The sequence below is a fragment of the Segatella bryantii genome (assembly GCF_022024215.1).
Classification (GTDB): Bacteria; Bacteroidota; Bacteroidia; order Bacteroidales; family Bacteroidaceae; genus Prevotella; species Prevotella bryantii.
On record NZ_CP091798.1, the window covers coordinates 715,089 to 730,411 of the forward strand.

Sequence of the window (15,323 nt, forward strand, 5' to 3'; positions counted from 1 at the left end):
TATTCATTATAGGATATGGCATTACTTTCTATTCGTCATCTTTGGGATGATGTTAATTTAGGTATTTGGGCAATAGAGGAAACTGTAGAACAGTTATTTGAACAATATCCCCATCTGAAGGATCTTAAAGTGTATTTAGATGAGAAGTACAAGAACGAAGGGCGAAAAAAAGAAATACTTGCAGTAAGAGCATTATTGTATGAAATGACTCATGAAGAATCATCTAAACGTATCTCACATGAACCTTCAGGTAAACCATTGTTAAAGGGATATTTTATTAGTATAAGTCATACAAAAGGTTATGCTGCAGTTATCATGTCTAAAACAAGAAATGTGGCTGTAGATATTGAATATGTGAGTGATAGAGTAAGTAAAATTGTGGATAAGTTTATTCGCTCTGATGAAGATTCCAGTACAATAGAAGTTCAGTTGAAAAACTGGTGTGCTAAGGAAACGGTCTATAAGTATTTCTCTGAGGAGGATTTGCAATATTCCGAAATGAGATTACATGATTTATCTTCATCTCATGCTTTAGTGGATGATTTGAAAATAAAAAAGACTATTGATGTCTTTTTTGACACCAATAGTCAATATGTTCTTGCATATTCCTATTAAAGCATACCCTTAGAACTTGGCAGTTCAAAATGGTAAATATCTCTTTTGACTGCCATATTTAAGGCACGGGCTAGAGCTTTAAATATACCTTCAATTTTGTGATGCTCATTAAATCCTTCTGCTTTAATATTTAAATTCATTTTTGCTGCATCACTAAAACTCTTGAAGAAGTGGATAAACATTTCGGTTGGCATTTCTCCGACTTTCTCTCGCTTAAATTCAGCATCCCATATCAGCCATGGGCGCCCGCCAAAGTCAAGAACAACCTGACACAAACAGTCATCCATTGGTAGACAATAACCATATCGTTCGATACCACGTTTATCGCCTAAAGCCTTGAGTATGCATTCGCCCAAGGCTATGCCTGTATCTTCTATAGTGTGATGCTCGTCAACGTGCAAATCTCCCTTAGTGTGGATGGTCAGGTCCATTTTGCCATGTTTTCCAATTTGTTCAAGCATATGGTCAAAAAAGCCCAATCCCGTAGAAATGTCACATTTGCCAGAACCATCTAAGTCAACTTTTATATAGATATCAGTTTCCTTGGTCGTTCTTTTAACTTCTGCTATTCTTTCGCCGGCGAAAAGAATTTCAGCGATTTTATCCCATGTTAAGTTATCTTTTCCCAGAATGAGTGATTTGCATCCAAGATTATTGGCGAGTTCTGCATCTGTTTCGCGATCACCGATAACATAGCTTCCTGCAAGGTCGTATTCGGGATTATTTATGTATTGTGTCAACATTCCAGTTCCTGGTTTACGCATGGGAGATTTGTCTTCTGGAAAATGACGATCTATTAGGATATTATCAAATGTAATTCCTTCACTCTCTAACGTTTGGAGTATGAAATTATGGACAGGCCAAAATGTATCCTCGGGAAATGATTCTGTTCCAAGACCATCTTGGTTGCTTACCATTACAAATTCATAGTCAAGTTTACTTCGTATAAATCCTAAATTTTTGAAAACGCCTTTGGTAAATTTTAGTTTAGCAAAACTGTCAATTTGTTCGTCTTCAGGTTCTTCTATAAGAGTACCGTCTCTGTCAATAAATAGTAACTTTTTCATTTTATTAGGTGTGTTGATTTTTCTAGTTCTTGTGCTTCTATAGAACCAAATGTAAAATAGAGAGCTGCCAGTAGCCAATATATAGCAAAAAATGTGATAGCATTAATAATCGTATTTGTTCCTATTAATAAGACTGTAAAGTAGACAGGGGTGCCAAGAGGATCGCCATCTAGAGCACCTAGTTGAGAAACAGCCTGCGTGATAAATAGTATCCATACAGGAATCGCTATAATTGATATGATGATTCCTGTTATCAATGAACTAAGAAATAATGTCGCTGTAGTTATGCCCCAATGTTTAAAACCTAATTTAATAGATTTTATGGCCTGAATAAAATTACACTTATTATTATTATATTTGAAAAAGGAATACGAAATAGGGGCAGAAATTATCATTACTATAAGAGCAACCAAACTTATTATAAGGGTAAATTGTAAGTGTCTTAGATTCATTTTTGCAGCTATCGCTATACCTCCATACATGCAAGCAACTATTGCAACAATTGCTACAAGAATTGCAAATATAGTAAATGCGGTAACCTTCTTAAAATGTGATTTTAGAGAAAAACCATCGAAAAATTTCAAAAAAGAAGCAATATAGTATATAGAACTGGTAATTACAGAAATAATAAGTAAAAGCCCGATATAGATAGTTGGCATGATATGGGCTGTACTCCATTCTGTTAATTGCTTGTTAGGCAGTTGGCTATAAATAAGAAAACTGGTTAGAAATGAACATAATAAAATTGGAAACCAAGTCTTCTTAATGAGGTCTTGAAAGTTTGTTGTAATAAATTTAAACGCTTCATGCATGCATGAAGAAAAACTTCGATTTTTAAAAATGTCTATTTCCATATCTTCTAAATTCTGAACAAGTAATCGCAGTAGCGATTGCTACATTCAAACTATCTGCAGTGTCTTTTCCTTCAGGATAATTTGGAATGAGCAATTTGTGTGTAACCATAGCTGCAATGTCTGGAGAAATACCCTTCCCCTCATTTCCCATAATAATCAGTCCGTGGCTACTTAATTCTTGTTGATAAATGTTTTTACCATCAAGAAGTGTTCCATATATAGGTGTTGACTTATCTATTTGCTTTAAGTATTGTTTTAGATCAGTATAAGTAATCTTAACCCTTGCGATACTACCCATAGTTGCTTGTATGACTTTTGGATTATAAATGTCTGCAGTATCCATACTACAAACAATATTTTCTATACCAAACCAATCAGCAATACGAATAATTGTACCAAGATTTCCGGGGTCTTGTACATCATCGAGGGCTAAAGTTAGTTTTTGTGTGGGTAACGAAACCAAATTCTTGTCAGTTTCGTTTTTGAATTGTGGGAAAACAGCCAATACCTGCTGTGGATGTTGTAAGAAACTTACTTTTCGAAGTTCTTCAGCAGTTGCTTCGATAACCTCACAATTGTGACTAACATTATTTTCCAGTAGCCATTTCTGAGTGGCTACTATAAGGGTAGGGTTGAGAAGTTTTAAAAGATCACCTACGATCTTTGGTCCTTCTGCTACAAAAACACCTTCTTCTTTGCGATGTTTTTTTTGTTCCAGCGAGTGGATGTATTTAATCTTTGCTTTACTAATCATTTCATTGCAAAGATAATAAAAAGAACAGATACAACGATTGTTGAATATCAGAAATTTTATTTTTTCCCAAATCTTAAACCCTGTATTCACTTTTTATTTATACCTTTGCAGCAAATAAACATTCCAAGTGAAGAAATCCAATTATTATATACTTTTTTTGTTATTGTTTTTGACGGCTTGTTCTGCTTCAAAATTTGTTCCGGAACAAGAGTATCTTTTAGACGCAGTCGAACTCAAGTCTGATCAGAAGGACTTAAATCTTTCGGCACTTAGTTCTTATGTAAGGCAAAAAGCAAATTCTAAATGGTTTTCAATATTCAAGGTCCCTCTTGGTGCGTATTCTCTTTCAGGTAGAGATACATCTAAATGGATAAATCGTACATTACAAAATATTGGTGAAAAACCTGTTATATATGATACAGCTCAGGCTAAGTTATCATGTGAAGATCTTCGTCTTGCATTGCATAATCTTGGCTATTTGAATGCTTCTGTGGATTTAAAAACAAAAATCCGTGGGAAAAAAATTAAGGCTATCTATACTTTATATCCTGGAGAATCATATTATATAGGTAAAGTGAACTATGATATCCAAGATGAAAATATAGCAAAAGTGTTGAGGCTGGATATTCTATCAAATAGAAAATTGAAGCCAGGAATGCAATTTGTGGTGAGTGTTTTAGATAATGAGCGTAAAAGGATAACTTCGATTCTTGAGGATAGTGGCTATTATCGTTTTCATAAGGACTTCATACAATATACAGCTGATACTATTCAAGGGAGTAAAGAGGTTGGAGTTACTCTTCATTTGTATAAATATCGTGCTAGCTCGAATTCAGTTGAAGTTCCTCATACTCGTTACCGTTTGAGAAATGTTAATTTCTTAACGAATGACTCAGATGGATTTCATATACGCAAGAGAGTGTTGGAGAATGCAACTTTTCTTACGCCTGGCGATTATTATAATTCATCCGATTTACATCGGACCTATAATAAGTTTAGTAGATTACAAGCGGTAAAGTATACGAATATCCGTTTTTTAGAAGTTCCTGATACAAATCTTTTAGATTGTAATATTCAGATAAGTACGAATAAGCCTTCTACCATATCTTTTTTGCCGGAAGGGACTAATACTGCTGGTGATTTGGGAGCTGCTGCATCTTTAACTTATACCAATAGAAATCTGTTTCGTGGAAGTGAACAGTTTAGCGTAACTTTAAGAGGTGCTTATGAGGCAATTACCGGCTTGGAAGGATATCAAGATCAGGATTATCAAGAATATTCTATAGAATCTAAACTCCAGTTTCCACGATTTGTAGCTCCGTTCTTATCAAAAAGTTTTCAGAAACAAAACGCAACATCTGAATTGTCAGTGGGATGGAATTTGCAAAATAGACCTGAATTTCACCGTCGAGTATTTTCTGGCGCTTGGAGATATCGGTGGAATGAACCTAGTCTTTCTATCAGTTATCGTCTAGATCTTCTAGATTTGAATTATGTTTATATGCCTTGGATTTCAGAAACATTTAAGCATGATTATCTAGATAGTGTAAGTAACAGAAATGCTATTTTGCGTTATAATTATGAGGACCTTTTTATTATGAAGATAGGTTTTGGAGTTAATTATAATGATGGAATAGATGCATTTAGAATTAATGTAGAAACTGCAGGTAATTTGTTGAGTGGATTGGCTAGTATCGGTAATTTTAAGAAGAATGACGATCAACAGTATACGTTGTTTAATATAGCTTATGCTCAGTATGCAAAATTTGATTTTGATTATACTCATTTATTTAAGTTTGATAATAGAAATACGTTAGCTTTACATGCTGCTTTTGGAATAGCTTATCCTTATGGTAACAGTACGATATTACCATTTGAAAAGAGATATTTTTCAGGTGGAGCGAATTCTGTAAGAGGATGGAGTGTGCGTGAATTAGGACCAGGTAGGTTTAGAGGAACTGATGGACGAATAGACTTTGTAAATCAGACAGGTGATATGAAATTAGACCTAAATGCAGAATTACGTTCGCATTTATTTTGGAAATTTGATGGTGCTTTTTTTGTGGATGCTGGTAATATCTGGACTTTACGAAATTATGAGGAACAGCCTGGAGGGCAATTTAAGTTTAGTGAATTTTATAAGCAAATTGCGGTAGCCTATGGATTAGGTTTACGTCTTAATTTCAGCTACTTTATACTTCGTTTTGATATGGGTATGAAAGCTATCAATCCGGCTTACCAGACCAGCAAAGAGCATTATGCAATATTTCATCCAAACTTTAATCGTGATTTTGCTTTTCATTTTGCGGTAGGCCTTCCATTCTAATTTTCCAGTTTCGGTTAATATAGATAGCCTGAAGTGTAAAAGAACCTTCATTAATCATATGGCATGACGTGCCTATCGTGTCCATTTGGAGGAAGTTTTTTACTGTAATTTTTACAGTTGCAGTATTGGTGTTATCATTGATTTCGACATCTTCGATTTCGCATGAAGCACCCTCTGTTTGATTTCTTAAAGTATCTATATCTACATCGTGAACATTAGAAGAAGCATATTTCAGCCATTTTTCTGATGTTGATGTGCAATATGGCATGGCATCTTTAAATCTCCAATTATAATAATAATAAGCAAATGAATCAACTTGCGCTATTAACAGTTCTTCTTTGCTCAATTCTTTTTCACTGCAGGAGTTAGTAAATATCATGCATAATGCTATGATAATAATAAGAAGACAATATTTTGTAGAAAATAAAATTTTCATATTTCGCTTTATTATTTTAGACAAAGATATATAAAATTTTTGAGTTACAATTTTTTTTATTACCTTTGTTTTAAAATTTAAAAATTAAAGATGCTAAGATTTATATCCTTCGGTAGCGGTAGCAGTGGTAACTGTTATTATCTATATACCGAAACGGATTCTTTATTGATAGATATAGGAGTAGGAATAAGAACGCTTAAGAAGCATTTCCATAATTATGGTATGCAGCTTAAGGATATTCAACATGTCTTAATAACTCACGATCATGCTGATCATGTGAAGTCTGTCGGAAGTTTGAGTCGAGATTATGGCTTAGATATTTATACCACGCACCGTGTGCATACTGGTATAGATCACAACTGTTGTGTGAGATGTAAAATTGCTCCGGAGCGCATTAAAGTAATAGAAAAAGGTAAAAGTTTCACTTTGGGATCTTTTGAGATTACTCCTTTTGGCGTGCCACATGATAGTACTGATAATGTAGGCTATAGTATTGTTGTAGGAGGTGTTACATTTTGTCTGATGACTGATGTGGGCCATATTACAGATGAAATGAAAGGCTATATAGGCAGTGCTAATTATCTTGTAATTGAGTCTAATCATGACGAAGATATGGTTCGCCAAGGGCCTTATCCTATGTATCTAAAAACTCGAATACTAGGTGATACAGGTCACTTAAGTAATAATAATTGTGGATTAGCTCTTGCTGAAAATGCCACAGAAAAATTAAAACAAGTGTGGCTTTGCCATTTAAGCGAAGAGAATAATCATCCGGAATTAGCTCGCAAAACAGTAGAAAGTGTTTTGCGAAGTTATGGTATTATTGTTGGGAAAGATTTTAAATTAGAGGTGCTTAAGCGGCGAACTCCTAGTGAAATTTATGAATTGAAATGAAATAGCCTAGTTTGTAAAAGGAAAAGAAAAATGTCTTGGGATGATTTCCTATTAGGCTTTTTCTTATTCTTTTTTGTGTTATTTTATATATCATTCGAATAATATTTATCAGATGATATTTTTGAAGAAATGTTGTTATTTTAATTAGGGTAGAGTATCCTTTTAAGTCATTAGAAAATGCTGAGAGTGTTTGTAGACCTTCTTCGGTTTTGATTATAAAATGTTCATTATCTTCGAAATCCTCGAATATAACAGGATTATTGATGTGGTTGATGCGAATACCATTTTCTTTTAGCTGACGTCCAAATACAACATCTTCATATCCATAATGCTCAAACCTTTCATCGAAAGGTATACGAATCATGATCTCTCTCTTGATAAGAAAGTTCGAGGTGTGAAAATCCTGATATGGATTTTTGCGTCTTTCTAGGTAAGTGTGAGTGCGTTCTGCCTTTTTTTCATATATATATCTTAGGTTGTTTATATGTTTATTTGGGTTGTTATCTGTTAAATAACCACCATAAATTACATCTCCTTCCGATTGAAGATACTTAGATATATAATCTGAATTTTGAATACTCATGTCGCAATCTATAAATAAAAGCCATGGGTATTTTGCTTTTTGAGCAAGAAAGTTCCTGATTTTTGCTCTTCCCACATTTACATCTCTGCGAATAAAAAGACAATTGCTCCAATTGCTAATGTTTTGATTAGAAGCCCATTCTTTTTCATTTGTAGAGCCATCATCTGCAACAATGATTTCGTAGATTAAATCATTAATCAAAGAGACTTGTTCTTGTATAGACTTTACAAGTTTGATACAACAAGTGTTGTATTCTGGAATTAGGATAGATAACTTTTTTTTCATAATGTGCATTTGGGAGATAAAAGCAACTTCACAGAAAATAACTAATGATTTGCTGAAAATATTTTGTTGTCTTATTATTTTTTTGTTTCTTTGCGAGAAATTTGGCGAAGATATTATTAAAATTGTTATATTTTAAATTGAGATGAAAATGAATTTTCGAAAATGTACCCTTTTGGTTATTTTGTTTTTGGGTGGGTTGAGTGTACAAGCTCAAAGTTTCTCAAGTATTCTTAAAAGTGCAGCAGGAGAGGTTGCGTCAACTGCTAAAAATTCAGAATCAAGTATTGTTTCTGGATTAACATCTATATTTAATGCTTCAAAGGTTGCAACAGTGGCTGATTTGGTTGGTACTTGGAAATATACGGAGCCTGCCATTGTATTTAAAAGTAGCAATTTGTTAAAAAATGCTGGTGGAAAATTGGCAGCTGCAGCTATAGAGAAAAAACTGCAGACACAGTTTGCCAAATTGGGAATTAAGAAAGGACAAATGTCTATGGTATTTGATAAGTCTGGTAATTTTACTCAGACTATAGGTAAGAAGAAAATTCGTGGAACTTATTCTTTAAGTGGTCAAAATATAAGCCTAAAATATGCTGGACTGGTTAGTCAAGTTGGTACGACACAGGTAGATGGAAATAATCTGCTTTTTGTTATGGATGCTTCTAAATTGTTGAAATATGCTAAGTCTATTGGTGCATTGACAGGTAATTCTACATTGAATTCATTAGGTTCTCTTGTGAGCAGTTATGAGGGCATGCAAGTGGGATTTAGATTTAATAAATAGTTAATGAATCGAAAATTTTTGTATTTTGAGCGTTAAAGAATAAATTTGTTACTTCTACTAATATTTTTTTAGTTATCTTTGCACTCGCTGTCACGAGTTGGCAGTATAAAATTCAAACCTAATTAAATAAATAAAAAAAATGGCAACAAAAATTAGATTACAGCGTGGCGGTCGTAAAAGCTATGCTTTCTACAGAATCGTTATCGCTGACGTAAGAGCTCCACGTGATGGTAAGTTTACAGAGAAGATTGGTACTTTTAATCCAAACACCAATCCTGCAACAGTAGATTTGAATTTCGATCGTGCTCTTTTTTGGGTAGAGAATGGTGCTCAGCCAACTGATACTGTTCGCAACATCCTTAAGTCAGAAGGTGTATATTTGATGAAGCATCTTCGTGGTGGTGTTAAGAAGGGCGCATTTGATGAAGCTGAAGTACAGAAGCGTTTCGATGCTTGGAAAGCTAGCAAAGAACAGCAGGCTACTGCTGTAGCAGAGGCAAGTGCTAAAGCAAAGAAAGAAGCTGCTGCTAAGAATCTTGAAGCTGAAAAGAAGGTGAATGAAGCAATCGCTAAGAAGGTAGCTGACAAGAAGGCTGCTGAGGCTGCTGCTAAAGCAGAGGCTGAAGCTGCTGCTGAAGCTCCTGCTGCTGAAGAAGCTGCACCTGCTGAAGCTTAATTCAAGAATTCTTCAAAAGAAATTTGGCCATAATGTTTTTTACATTATGGCTTTTTTTATGTCCAAAATTCTTTTTCACCTGTAGGGTGCATGCAGCTGTTGCATTTTGGACATGTCTTTCCATCCCAAGTTTTTATATTTTTGGATCCACATTGTAGGCATAATCTGTCTATAAGGGAGTTATATGAGGGTGCAACTTGTCCTATTGCTCCACCTTTGATAAGAGGTTGTATCGATTTACAGTCTTGACATGATATAGAGATAATCTCTTGTCCCATAAACCCTTTGCCTTGATAGATATCTGTTGTATATCCACATTGTGAACATTTATATTTTATTTTCCAGGACATTTTGATAAAATTTTATATATTCTTTTGCAACTTTGATATAGTCGTGGTGCTTTCTTATGTATTCTATGCTTTGTTTTTTTAGTTCTGGTATTCTTTCAGGTTTTAATATTAATTTTTCAAGTTCATTATAAACGCTTTGATAATTAGGTAATACGTTGATTATAGGTTTGAGTTTAGTCTCGTGGATAATCTCATAATTTTCAGGTTCGCCTCCTCCTATGCAAATGATACCTCTGCTCATAGCTTCCAACGGGTTCATGGAAGGTGTATAACTGTATAGTTGATCAAGAATAGCATCACTTCCATTCATCATTTGGGTATATTTTTGAAAAGGAATACCGTTTGCAATTCGAAGTTCAACAAAGTTGGGATATTTTTTTTGTATATCTTCGGCTGCTTGTAGCATGACATCAGTTCCTTTATAGGTACTTCGGTTTTTGCTGATTCCGATGAAAAGTTTTATTTTTTTAGGTACAGTATCTTCTGCATGAATACCGTTTTCGCTTATGATGGGATAAGGGATAAAAGTAGTTTTGGATGGAAAATGAGGGTAGTAACATGTCCAATATTCATAAAGACCTGTTACAATGCCATCACAATTTTGTGCAATGTATTTGTTGAGTTTTTCTTTTGTCGTACCCAGCCAGTCTTGTCTTTCTTTTAGAGCATTGTTGTCAGTGCGTAACTCATCTCCCACATTAAAGTCGCTGTATCTTAAGGGTTTTGTTGTAATGCATTCATGGACCCAATAGTAGTCCATACCAAATCCAGCTAGTATTATTTTTTTGTTATGTTTACGCAGGAACTTATAGATTGGCAATATTTTTTCGGCCTTTAGTTCTAAAAACATAGGGTTGATAAGTTGTACGATGTCAAATCCTTTTAGAAGAGGAAGAATTTTAGCTAGTTTTAATATGTAAAGAATATTTCCCCATTTATTATATGATCTAGTCAGGTCTATATCTCGAGGATAATTTTTCCAAAAATCTCCATTAGATAAGACAGTAACTTGGTGTCCCAGCTTTCTTAATCCTTGTGCTAAAGTCCAGTGAACGTTGCTATATTCTCCTATAAATAATATTTTCATAGTCTTGGTAGTGTTGCGATCATAATTTTTTTACCTAAGTTACTATTGATTACGCGACGAAAAGCCGAATATTTCTTCGTATACTTTTTATCTGGAAGCGGATACAGTTTTTTCTCTTGAAGTTGACTTATAGCTTTTTCCAAATATCTTTGATTTTTGGTTAGTTTGATAATATTGTATAGGTAATCCATAGTGAGCTGTGCTATTCTCCTTTCTAATGCTATTCGTGCGGTTTCAGGAATAGATTCAGACACTTCTTTAAGCCTAAAAATCACTTTTTGTGTATCCTCTAATCTTTGTAATATGTGTTTTTTATTGGAATCGTTGACAATAGATTGGTTACGCATCCTATAGAAATATGCCTTAGTATCTGTACGAATCACGGTTTCTGCTCTTAGTAAAAGAAGTGGTGTAAATTCTTCATCTTCGTGAAATATTTTAGGTGTGAATCTTAGTTTGCCTAATTTCTCTTTTTTGAACAGATATCCACAAGCTGCTGCATGTAGATTGTAATTATGTAGATATGCGATACCACTAATGGCTTTATTGAGTGTTAAAGAGGTTTCTTGTTTTTTACTATGTGTAAATTCGAAACATACCATGTCAGGATTATGATATCTTGCAATATCGAGACAGTGTTCATATGGAGCTTGAATAAGATAATCGTCTCCATCTACGAATTGAATATATTTACCAGAAGCGATTTGAATGCCCGTATTTCTTGCTATCGAAAGACCTTGATTAGGTTGTCTTACATATAAAAAATCATTTTCGATGTCATGAAGACATTCTATAATAGGGGTATCTGATCCGTCATCTATGACAATAATTTCGCGGTCAGCTGGTGCCAATGATAGTGCTAAGATACTTTCTATACATTCCCTTACCAGTTCAGTTGGTAGATTATATATCGTTATGATGAACGTAACTAGTGGCGTCTGTATATTTTGTGAAGTAGATAATTGATTTTGCATGTTGTATTAATTCCTAAGAGGTTTGCTATTTTAAGTTTTGGATGTTTTTTATATGGATAAATAGGTAGTGTAGGAGTATGTTTAGTCATCTCGTAGACGTCTAACTGAATATTTAGCACGTGGAGATAATAGTCTTCATCATGATAAAGTGGAAGAACTCTAAGATGGGAATTTAATAAATCTTCCATATCTTTGGCAGATGCTGTTGCTGTTATACCTTTATTGTTCCAGCAATAGTAATAGAGTCCACGATTGGTAGTTGCTATAACTTTTGCTTTTTTCCCTAAATCAGGTAAGATGTATATATCTTCAAAATTTCTTCCTACAGGATATCTAATGTCATTAAATAGTTTCCTTTTATATATCTTATTCCATGCATAGCTATGTAAGTAAGCTTTACAGTTCAGCCAATATGTTTTAAAATCGTGGTATTCATTATTGGAAAACTGAATTTCTTTTTCTCGTGTACTCCCTTTTCGTTCTAAAATAGGGTACTCTAAAATATCATATTCCGGATGCTTCTCTAATATTGTCATGAGTGAAGGAAAAGTTTCCGGATCGATATAATCATCGCTATCAATAAATGTAATATATTCAGAAAAACATTCCTCGATACCTTTATTTCTTGCGTAACTCAGACCATGATTCTCTTGATTAAAAATACGGATGTTTACATAATTTGATGCATATCGCTTGCATATCGCAAGACTTTTGTCAGTAGAACCATCGTTGATAAGTATAATCTCGAAATTAGGAATAAGTCGTTGACACACACTTTGCAAGCATCTTTCTAGTGTGTTTTCAACATTGTAAACAGGTATGACTATTGATAATTTCATGTGTACAAAGATAATAAAAAAACTTTGTTGACGTTTAAATTTTGATGAAAAAAGAAGATGGTTATTCTCATATTTTAAAATATACTAGTATATTTGGTGGAGTCCAGGGTGTAAATATCTTGGTCAGCATTATTCGTAATAAATTGGTTGCGTTGTTATTAGGGCCGGAGGGCATGGGACTGGTTTCTCTATTTAATTCTACAATTAAATTGGTTTCAGATTCTACCAACTTTGGTCTATCTATGAGCAGTGTAAGAAATATCTCGTCAGCATTTGAATGTGGAAATGAAGATCGACTTATCAGTGAGATACAACTTGTACGAACCTGGAGTTTGTTTACTGCGATCTTTGGTATGCTGGTCTGCATTCTAGTGAGTCCACTATTGAATAGCTGGACTTTTAATTGGGGCGATCATACATTGCATTTTATTTTACTTTCTCCAATAATAGCTCTTGTTTCCTTGTCAGGAGGAGAACTTGCTATATTAAAGGGGATACGTCGCTTGAAAATTTTAGCTATTATTTCGATTTATAACGTTATTCTTAATCTCATTATTTCTATTCCTATCTTCTACATCTGGCGTGATAAAGCCATAATACCCACTATGTTTTTGGTAGCATTGATACAAATGCTTGTTACTATTTTCTATTCATCACGTGTTTATCCATATCGCATTAGGCTTAGGGCGCATTTTATGATTCGTGGTTATAATATGATGAAATTAGGGATGTCTTTTCTTGTAGCAGGTTTGATGGGAAGCGGATGCGATTTTATCATACGTTCTTATATTAACAACGTGGGTTCTCTGTCGGAAGTTGGTCTATTTAATGCTGGTTATATGATGACTATGGTTTACGCAGGTATGATTTTTGCAGCCATGGAGACAGATTATTTTCCTAGATTGTCTGCAATAAAATCTATAGGGAGCGAGATGAGTAAGCTTGTAAATCATCAGATAAATGCCTCTGTTTTTTTGCTTTCGCCATTGCTTGTGTTATATAGTGTGTGTCTACCTGTTATTTTACCATTATTTTTAAGTCGGAAATTTTTACCAGCTTTGGAATTATCCCAAATTATGATTTTGGCGATGTATTTGAGAGCTGCAAAATTGCCCTTGGCTTATATACCCTTGGCTAAAGGAAACTCTAAGTCATATATGCTAATGGAATCTATAGATGATATAATGATGATCGTATTTGTGCTATTGATGTATTTTCTATTTGGATTAAAGGGAGCAGGGTATGGTATGGTTATAGCTGCATTCTTGGATTATCTTACTTTGAATGTTTATATGAAATTACGTTATCGGTATACTCTTGATAAAAGAAGTTTTTTATTCTTTTTTGTGCAAAGTTTGCTGGGAGTATTGACCTATTTGATAGTATCTTATTTGGATAGCTTTTGGTATTGGATTTCAGGTTCAATTCTTTTTGTTTTGAGTGTAGGAATTTCTTGCTTCTTTTTTCAAAAATATACAGAAATATTCAGTCAGATTATAAGTTCAATCAAAAATAAGCTTCATGGTTAAATTCTCGATTCTAGTAGCTGTTTATAATGCAGAAAAATATATAGATAGATGTTTAAAGTCTTTGATAGGACAATCTTTAAAAGAAATACAAATAATATGCGTTGATGATGCTTCTGTAGATCGTTCTGTTGAGATATTAAGGCAATATGAATCTTTCGATTCACGTATAGAAATTTATTGTTTACCTGATAATCATGGCCCTGCATATGCACGAAATGTAGCATTAAAACATGTGCAAGGTAAATATGTAGCATTTTTAGATAGTGATGATTGGCTCGATTCAGATGCTTTAGAAAAAGCTGTAGAGGTTTTCGAAAAATTTCCAAAAACAGATACAGTATTGTTTGATGTAGAATACGTGTATAACGATATTCAGCAGAATCATCATTACCTTATGAAACCTTTTGATGTGAAAAGTGGACAAGAGGCTTTTCTTGATAGTTTGACATGGAAAATTCATGGTATATATGCTGTAAAAGCGAATTTGCATGCATTGTATCCCTATGATGATAGTTGTAGAACATATAGTGATGATAATACGACTCGGCTTCATTATCTCAATTCTCGAGAGGTGAGATGTTGTAGTGGTATTTATCATTATTATCAGAATCCTAAATCCATAACCCATGTAGTAAGTGTAAGCCGATACGACTACCTTTTGGCCAATCAGAGTATGAAAAGGCAATTGCTACGTTTGAATTTGCCAAATCGAGTTATGAGAATATATGAAAATGTTATGTGGCTTAATATCATTGATCTTTATATGTTTTATTTCTGCAATCGTAAGCGAATGAGTGATGTTGATAACGAATATGGTTTGGATATAATAAAGGCATCATGGAAACAAATCGAAGTTAATCAAATTTCTACTCGTTATAAATTTGGATATGTACCAATACGTTCGAGTTGGTTTTGTTTTCGGGTGCAAGAAGAAATTTATTTTTTTCTGAAGAAAATTCTTCATCTTATGTAGTGTTGTCATTATGTTGAAATACTTATGATATAAGGTAAACTGCTGATCATCAGAATCTTGTATTTCTTTTTTTTGTGGCGAGTTTTTAAATATTTATGGGGGCGTTGTGTAGAGATTGTCGTGTAATTCGTTAGATGCTGATAACGTACATTTTTTTTGAAATAAAGAATCATAATCTAGGCTTAGTTGGGATAAAAGTGTTTTGGGGTTATGTTTTGTAAAGTCTGTGTTACATTTCTATTGTATGCGTTCTTGATACTTGTCAATTTCCTTGGTGAAACGTGTATTTTTTGAGAT

The 15,323-nt window shown here is 33.8% G+C and carries 15 protein-coding genes; 7 read left to right on the forward strand and 8 right to left on the reverse strand.

All coding sequences use genetic code 11. The features are described 5' to 3' along the window. The first annotated feature begins 15 nt into the window (after positions 1–15). Positions 16–615: a 4'-phosphopantetheinyl transferase family protein gene (locus tag L6471_RS06985; protein ID WP_006282468.1), complete on the forward strand. Its 600-nt coding sequence runs from the start codon at positions 16–18 to the stop codon at positions 613–615. Here the strand turns inward: L6471_RS06985 and hisB are convergent. The 3 genes from hisB to L6471_RS07000 are packed head-to-tail and all read right to left on the reverse strand — an operon-like array spanning position 612 to position 3,290. After that, the gene (gene hisB, locus L6471_RS06990) at positions 612–1,682 is read right to left on the reverse strand and encodes a bifunctional histidinol-phosphatase/imidazoleglycerol-phosphate dehydratase HisB (protein ID WP_074614243.1); all 1,071 of its coding nucleotides are present in this window, start codon (positions 1,680–1,682) and stop codon (positions 612–614) included. The genes L6471_RS06985 and hisB overlap by 4 nt on opposite strands. Continuing rightward, complete coding sequence (locus L6471_RS06995) at positions 1,679–2,536, reverse strand: hypothetical protein (protein WP_237797618.1); 858 nt, start codon at positions 2,534–2,536, stop codon at positions 1,679–1,681. The genes hisB and L6471_RS06995 overlap by 4 nt, the downstream gene beginning before the upstream one ends. After that, positions 2,517–3,290, reverse strand: a complete 774-nt coding sequence (locus L6471_RS07000; RefSeq protein ID WP_006282465.1) for an RNA methyltransferase — start codon at positions 3,288–3,290, stop codon at positions 2,517–2,519. The genes L6471_RS06995 and L6471_RS07000 overlap by 20 nt, the downstream gene beginning before the upstream one ends. Positions 3,291–3,417: 127 nt before the next feature. On the opposite strand from L6471_RS07000, the gene tamL reads away from it, so the two are divergent. After that, on the forward strand, positions 3,418–5,616 hold the full coding sequence (gene tamL, locus L6471_RS07005) for a translocation and assembly module lipoprotein TamL (protein ID WP_237797619.1): 2,199 nt from the start codon (positions 3,418–3,420) through the stop codon (positions 5,614–5,616). Here the strand turns inward: tamL and L6471_RS07010 are convergent. Then, the gene (locus L6471_RS07010) at positions 5,570–6,052 is read right to left on the reverse strand and encodes a hypothetical protein (protein WP_027453384.1); all 483 of its coding nucleotides are present in this window, start codon (positions 6,050–6,052) and stop codon (positions 5,570–5,572) included. The two genes, tamL and L6471_RS07010, sit on opposite strands and share 47 nt — an antisense overlap. A gap of 90 nt (positions 6,053–6,142) precedes the next feature. Here L6471_RS07010 and L6471_RS07015 point away from each other — a divergent pair, with 90 nt between their 5' ends. Further along, positions 6,143–6,946 (forward strand): MBL fold metallo-hydrolase, encoded by an 804-nt coding sequence (locus L6471_RS07015; RefSeq protein WP_027453385.1) that lies wholly within the window; start codon positions 6,143–6,145, stop codon positions 6,944–6,946. On the opposite strand, the gene L6471_RS07020 is transcribed toward L6471_RS07015, so the two are convergent. Further along, complete coding sequence (locus L6471_RS07020) at positions 6,921–7,814, reverse strand: glycosyltransferase family 2 protein (protein ID WP_237797620.1); 894 nt, start codon at positions 7,812–7,814, stop codon at positions 6,921–6,923. The two genes, L6471_RS07015 and L6471_RS07020, sit on opposite strands and share 26 nt — an antisense overlap. A gap of 148 nt (positions 7,815–7,962) precedes the next feature. On the opposite strand from L6471_RS07020, the gene L6471_RS07025 reads away from it, so the two are divergent. Both L6471_RS07025 and L6471_RS07030 read left to right on the forward strand, forming a co-directional pair. Further along, entirely contained in the window at positions 7,963–8,598 is a 636-nt protein-coding gene (locus L6471_RS07025; protein WP_036858078.1) for a DUF4923 family protein, read from the forward strand. Positions 8,599–8,737: 139 nt separating this feature from the next. Next, the gene (locus L6471_RS07030) at positions 8,738–9,274 is read left to right on the forward strand and encodes a 30S ribosomal protein S16 (RefSeq protein WP_006282242.1); all 537 of its coding nucleotides are present in this window, start codon (positions 8,738–8,740) and stop codon (positions 9,272–9,274) included. Positions 9,275–9,601: 327 nt separating this feature from the next. Here L6471_RS07030 and L6471_RS07040 read toward each other — a convergent pair whose 3' ends face one another. Genes L6471_RS07040 through L6471_RS07050 form a run of 3 tightly spaced genes read right to left on the reverse strand, consistent with a single transcriptional unit; the run spans position 9,602 to position 12,524 of the window. Then, on the reverse strand, positions 9,602–10,711 hold the full coding sequence (locus L6471_RS07040; RefSeq protein WP_074548415.1) for a glycosyltransferase family protein: 1,110 nt from the start codon (positions 10,709–10,711) through the stop codon (positions 9,602–9,604). Further along, a complete protein-coding gene (locus tag L6471_RS07045) occupies positions 10,708–11,685 on the reverse strand; it encodes a glycosyltransferase family 2 protein (protein ID WP_006282240.1) in 978 nt (325 codons plus the stop codon). The genes L6471_RS07040 and L6471_RS07045 overlap by 4 nt, the downstream gene beginning before the upstream one ends. Next, positions 11,640–12,524, reverse strand: a complete 885-nt coding sequence (locus L6471_RS07050) for a glycosyltransferase family 2 protein (protein ID WP_237797621.1) — start codon at positions 12,522–12,524, stop codon at positions 11,640–11,642. Before L6471_RS07050 ends, L6471_RS07045 begins: the two co-directional genes overlap by 46 nt. 44 nt (positions 12,525–12,568) lie before the next feature. Between L6471_RS07050 and L6471_RS07055 the strand changes: the two genes are divergently transcribed. Continuing rightward, on the forward strand, positions 12,569–14,053 hold the full coding sequence (locus L6471_RS07055) for an oligosaccharide flippase family protein (RefSeq protein ID WP_006282238.1): 1,485 nt from the start codon (positions 12,569–12,571) through the stop codon (positions 14,051–14,053). Beyond that, positions 14,046–15,026, forward strand: coding sequence for a glycosyltransferase family 2 protein (locus tag L6471_RS07060; protein WP_027453392.1), 981 nt, complete (start codon positions 14,046–14,048; stop codon positions 15,024–15,026). The genes L6471_RS07055 and L6471_RS07060 overlap by 8 nt, the downstream gene beginning before the upstream one ends. The last annotated feature ends 297 nt before the right edge of the window (positions 15,027–15,323 follow it).

Excerpts from the sequence above, each read along its gene's own strand:
- L6471_RS06985 (WP_006282468.1), top strand. The coding sequence starts at position 16 with ATGGCATTACTTTCTATTCGTCATCTTTGGGATGATGTTAATTTAGGT.
- hisB (WP_074614243.1), bottom strand. The coding sequence starts at position 1,682 with ATGAAAAAGTTACTATTTATTGACAGAGACGGTACTCTTATAGAAGAA.
- L6471_RS06995 (WP_237797618.1), bottom strand. The coding sequence starts at position 2,536 with ATGGAAATAGACATTTTTAAAAATCGAAGTTTTTCTTCATGCATGCAT.
- L6471_RS07000 (WP_006282465.1), bottom strand. The coding sequence starts at position 3,290 with ATGATTAGTAAAGCAAAGATTAAATACATCCACTCGCTGGAACAAAAA.
- L6471_RS07010 (WP_027453384.1), bottom strand. The coding sequence starts at position 6,052 with ATGAAAATTTTATTTTCTACAAAATATTGTCTTCTTATTATTATCATA.
- L6471_RS07015 (WP_027453385.1), top strand. The coding sequence starts at position 6,143 with ATGCTAAGATTTATATCCTTCGGTAGCGGTAGCAGTGGTAACTGTTAT.
- L6471_RS07020 (WP_237797620.1), bottom strand. The coding sequence starts at position 7,814 with ATGAAAAAAAAGTTATCTATCCTAATTCCAGAATACAACACTTGTTGT.
- L6471_RS07025 (WP_036858078.1), top strand. The coding sequence starts at position 7,963 with ATGAATTTTCGAAAATGTACCCTTTTGGTTATTTTGTTTTTGGGTGGG.
- L6471_RS07030 (WP_006282242.1), top strand. The coding sequence starts at position 8,738 with ATGGCAACAAAAATTAGATTACAGCGTGGCGGTCGTAAAAGCTATGCT.
- L6471_RS07040 (WP_074548415.1), bottom strand. The coding sequence starts at position 10,711 with ATGAAAATATTATTTATAGGAGAATATAGCAACGTTCACTGGACTTTA.
- L6471_RS07045 (WP_006282240.1), bottom strand. The coding sequence starts at position 11,685 with ATGCAAAATCAATTATCTACTTCACAAAATATACAGACGCCACTAGTT.
- L6471_RS07050 (WP_237797621.1), bottom strand. The coding sequence starts at position 12,524 with ATGAAATTATCAATAGTCATACCTGTTTACAATGTTGAAAACACACTA.
- L6471_RS07055 (WP_006282238.1), top strand. The coding sequence starts at position 12,569 with ATGAAAAAAGAAGATGGTTATTCTCATATTTTAAAATATACTAGTATA.
- L6471_RS07060 (WP_027453392.1), top strand. The coding sequence starts at position 14,046 with ATGGTTAAATTCTCGATTCTAGTAGCTGTTTATAATGCAGAAAAATAT.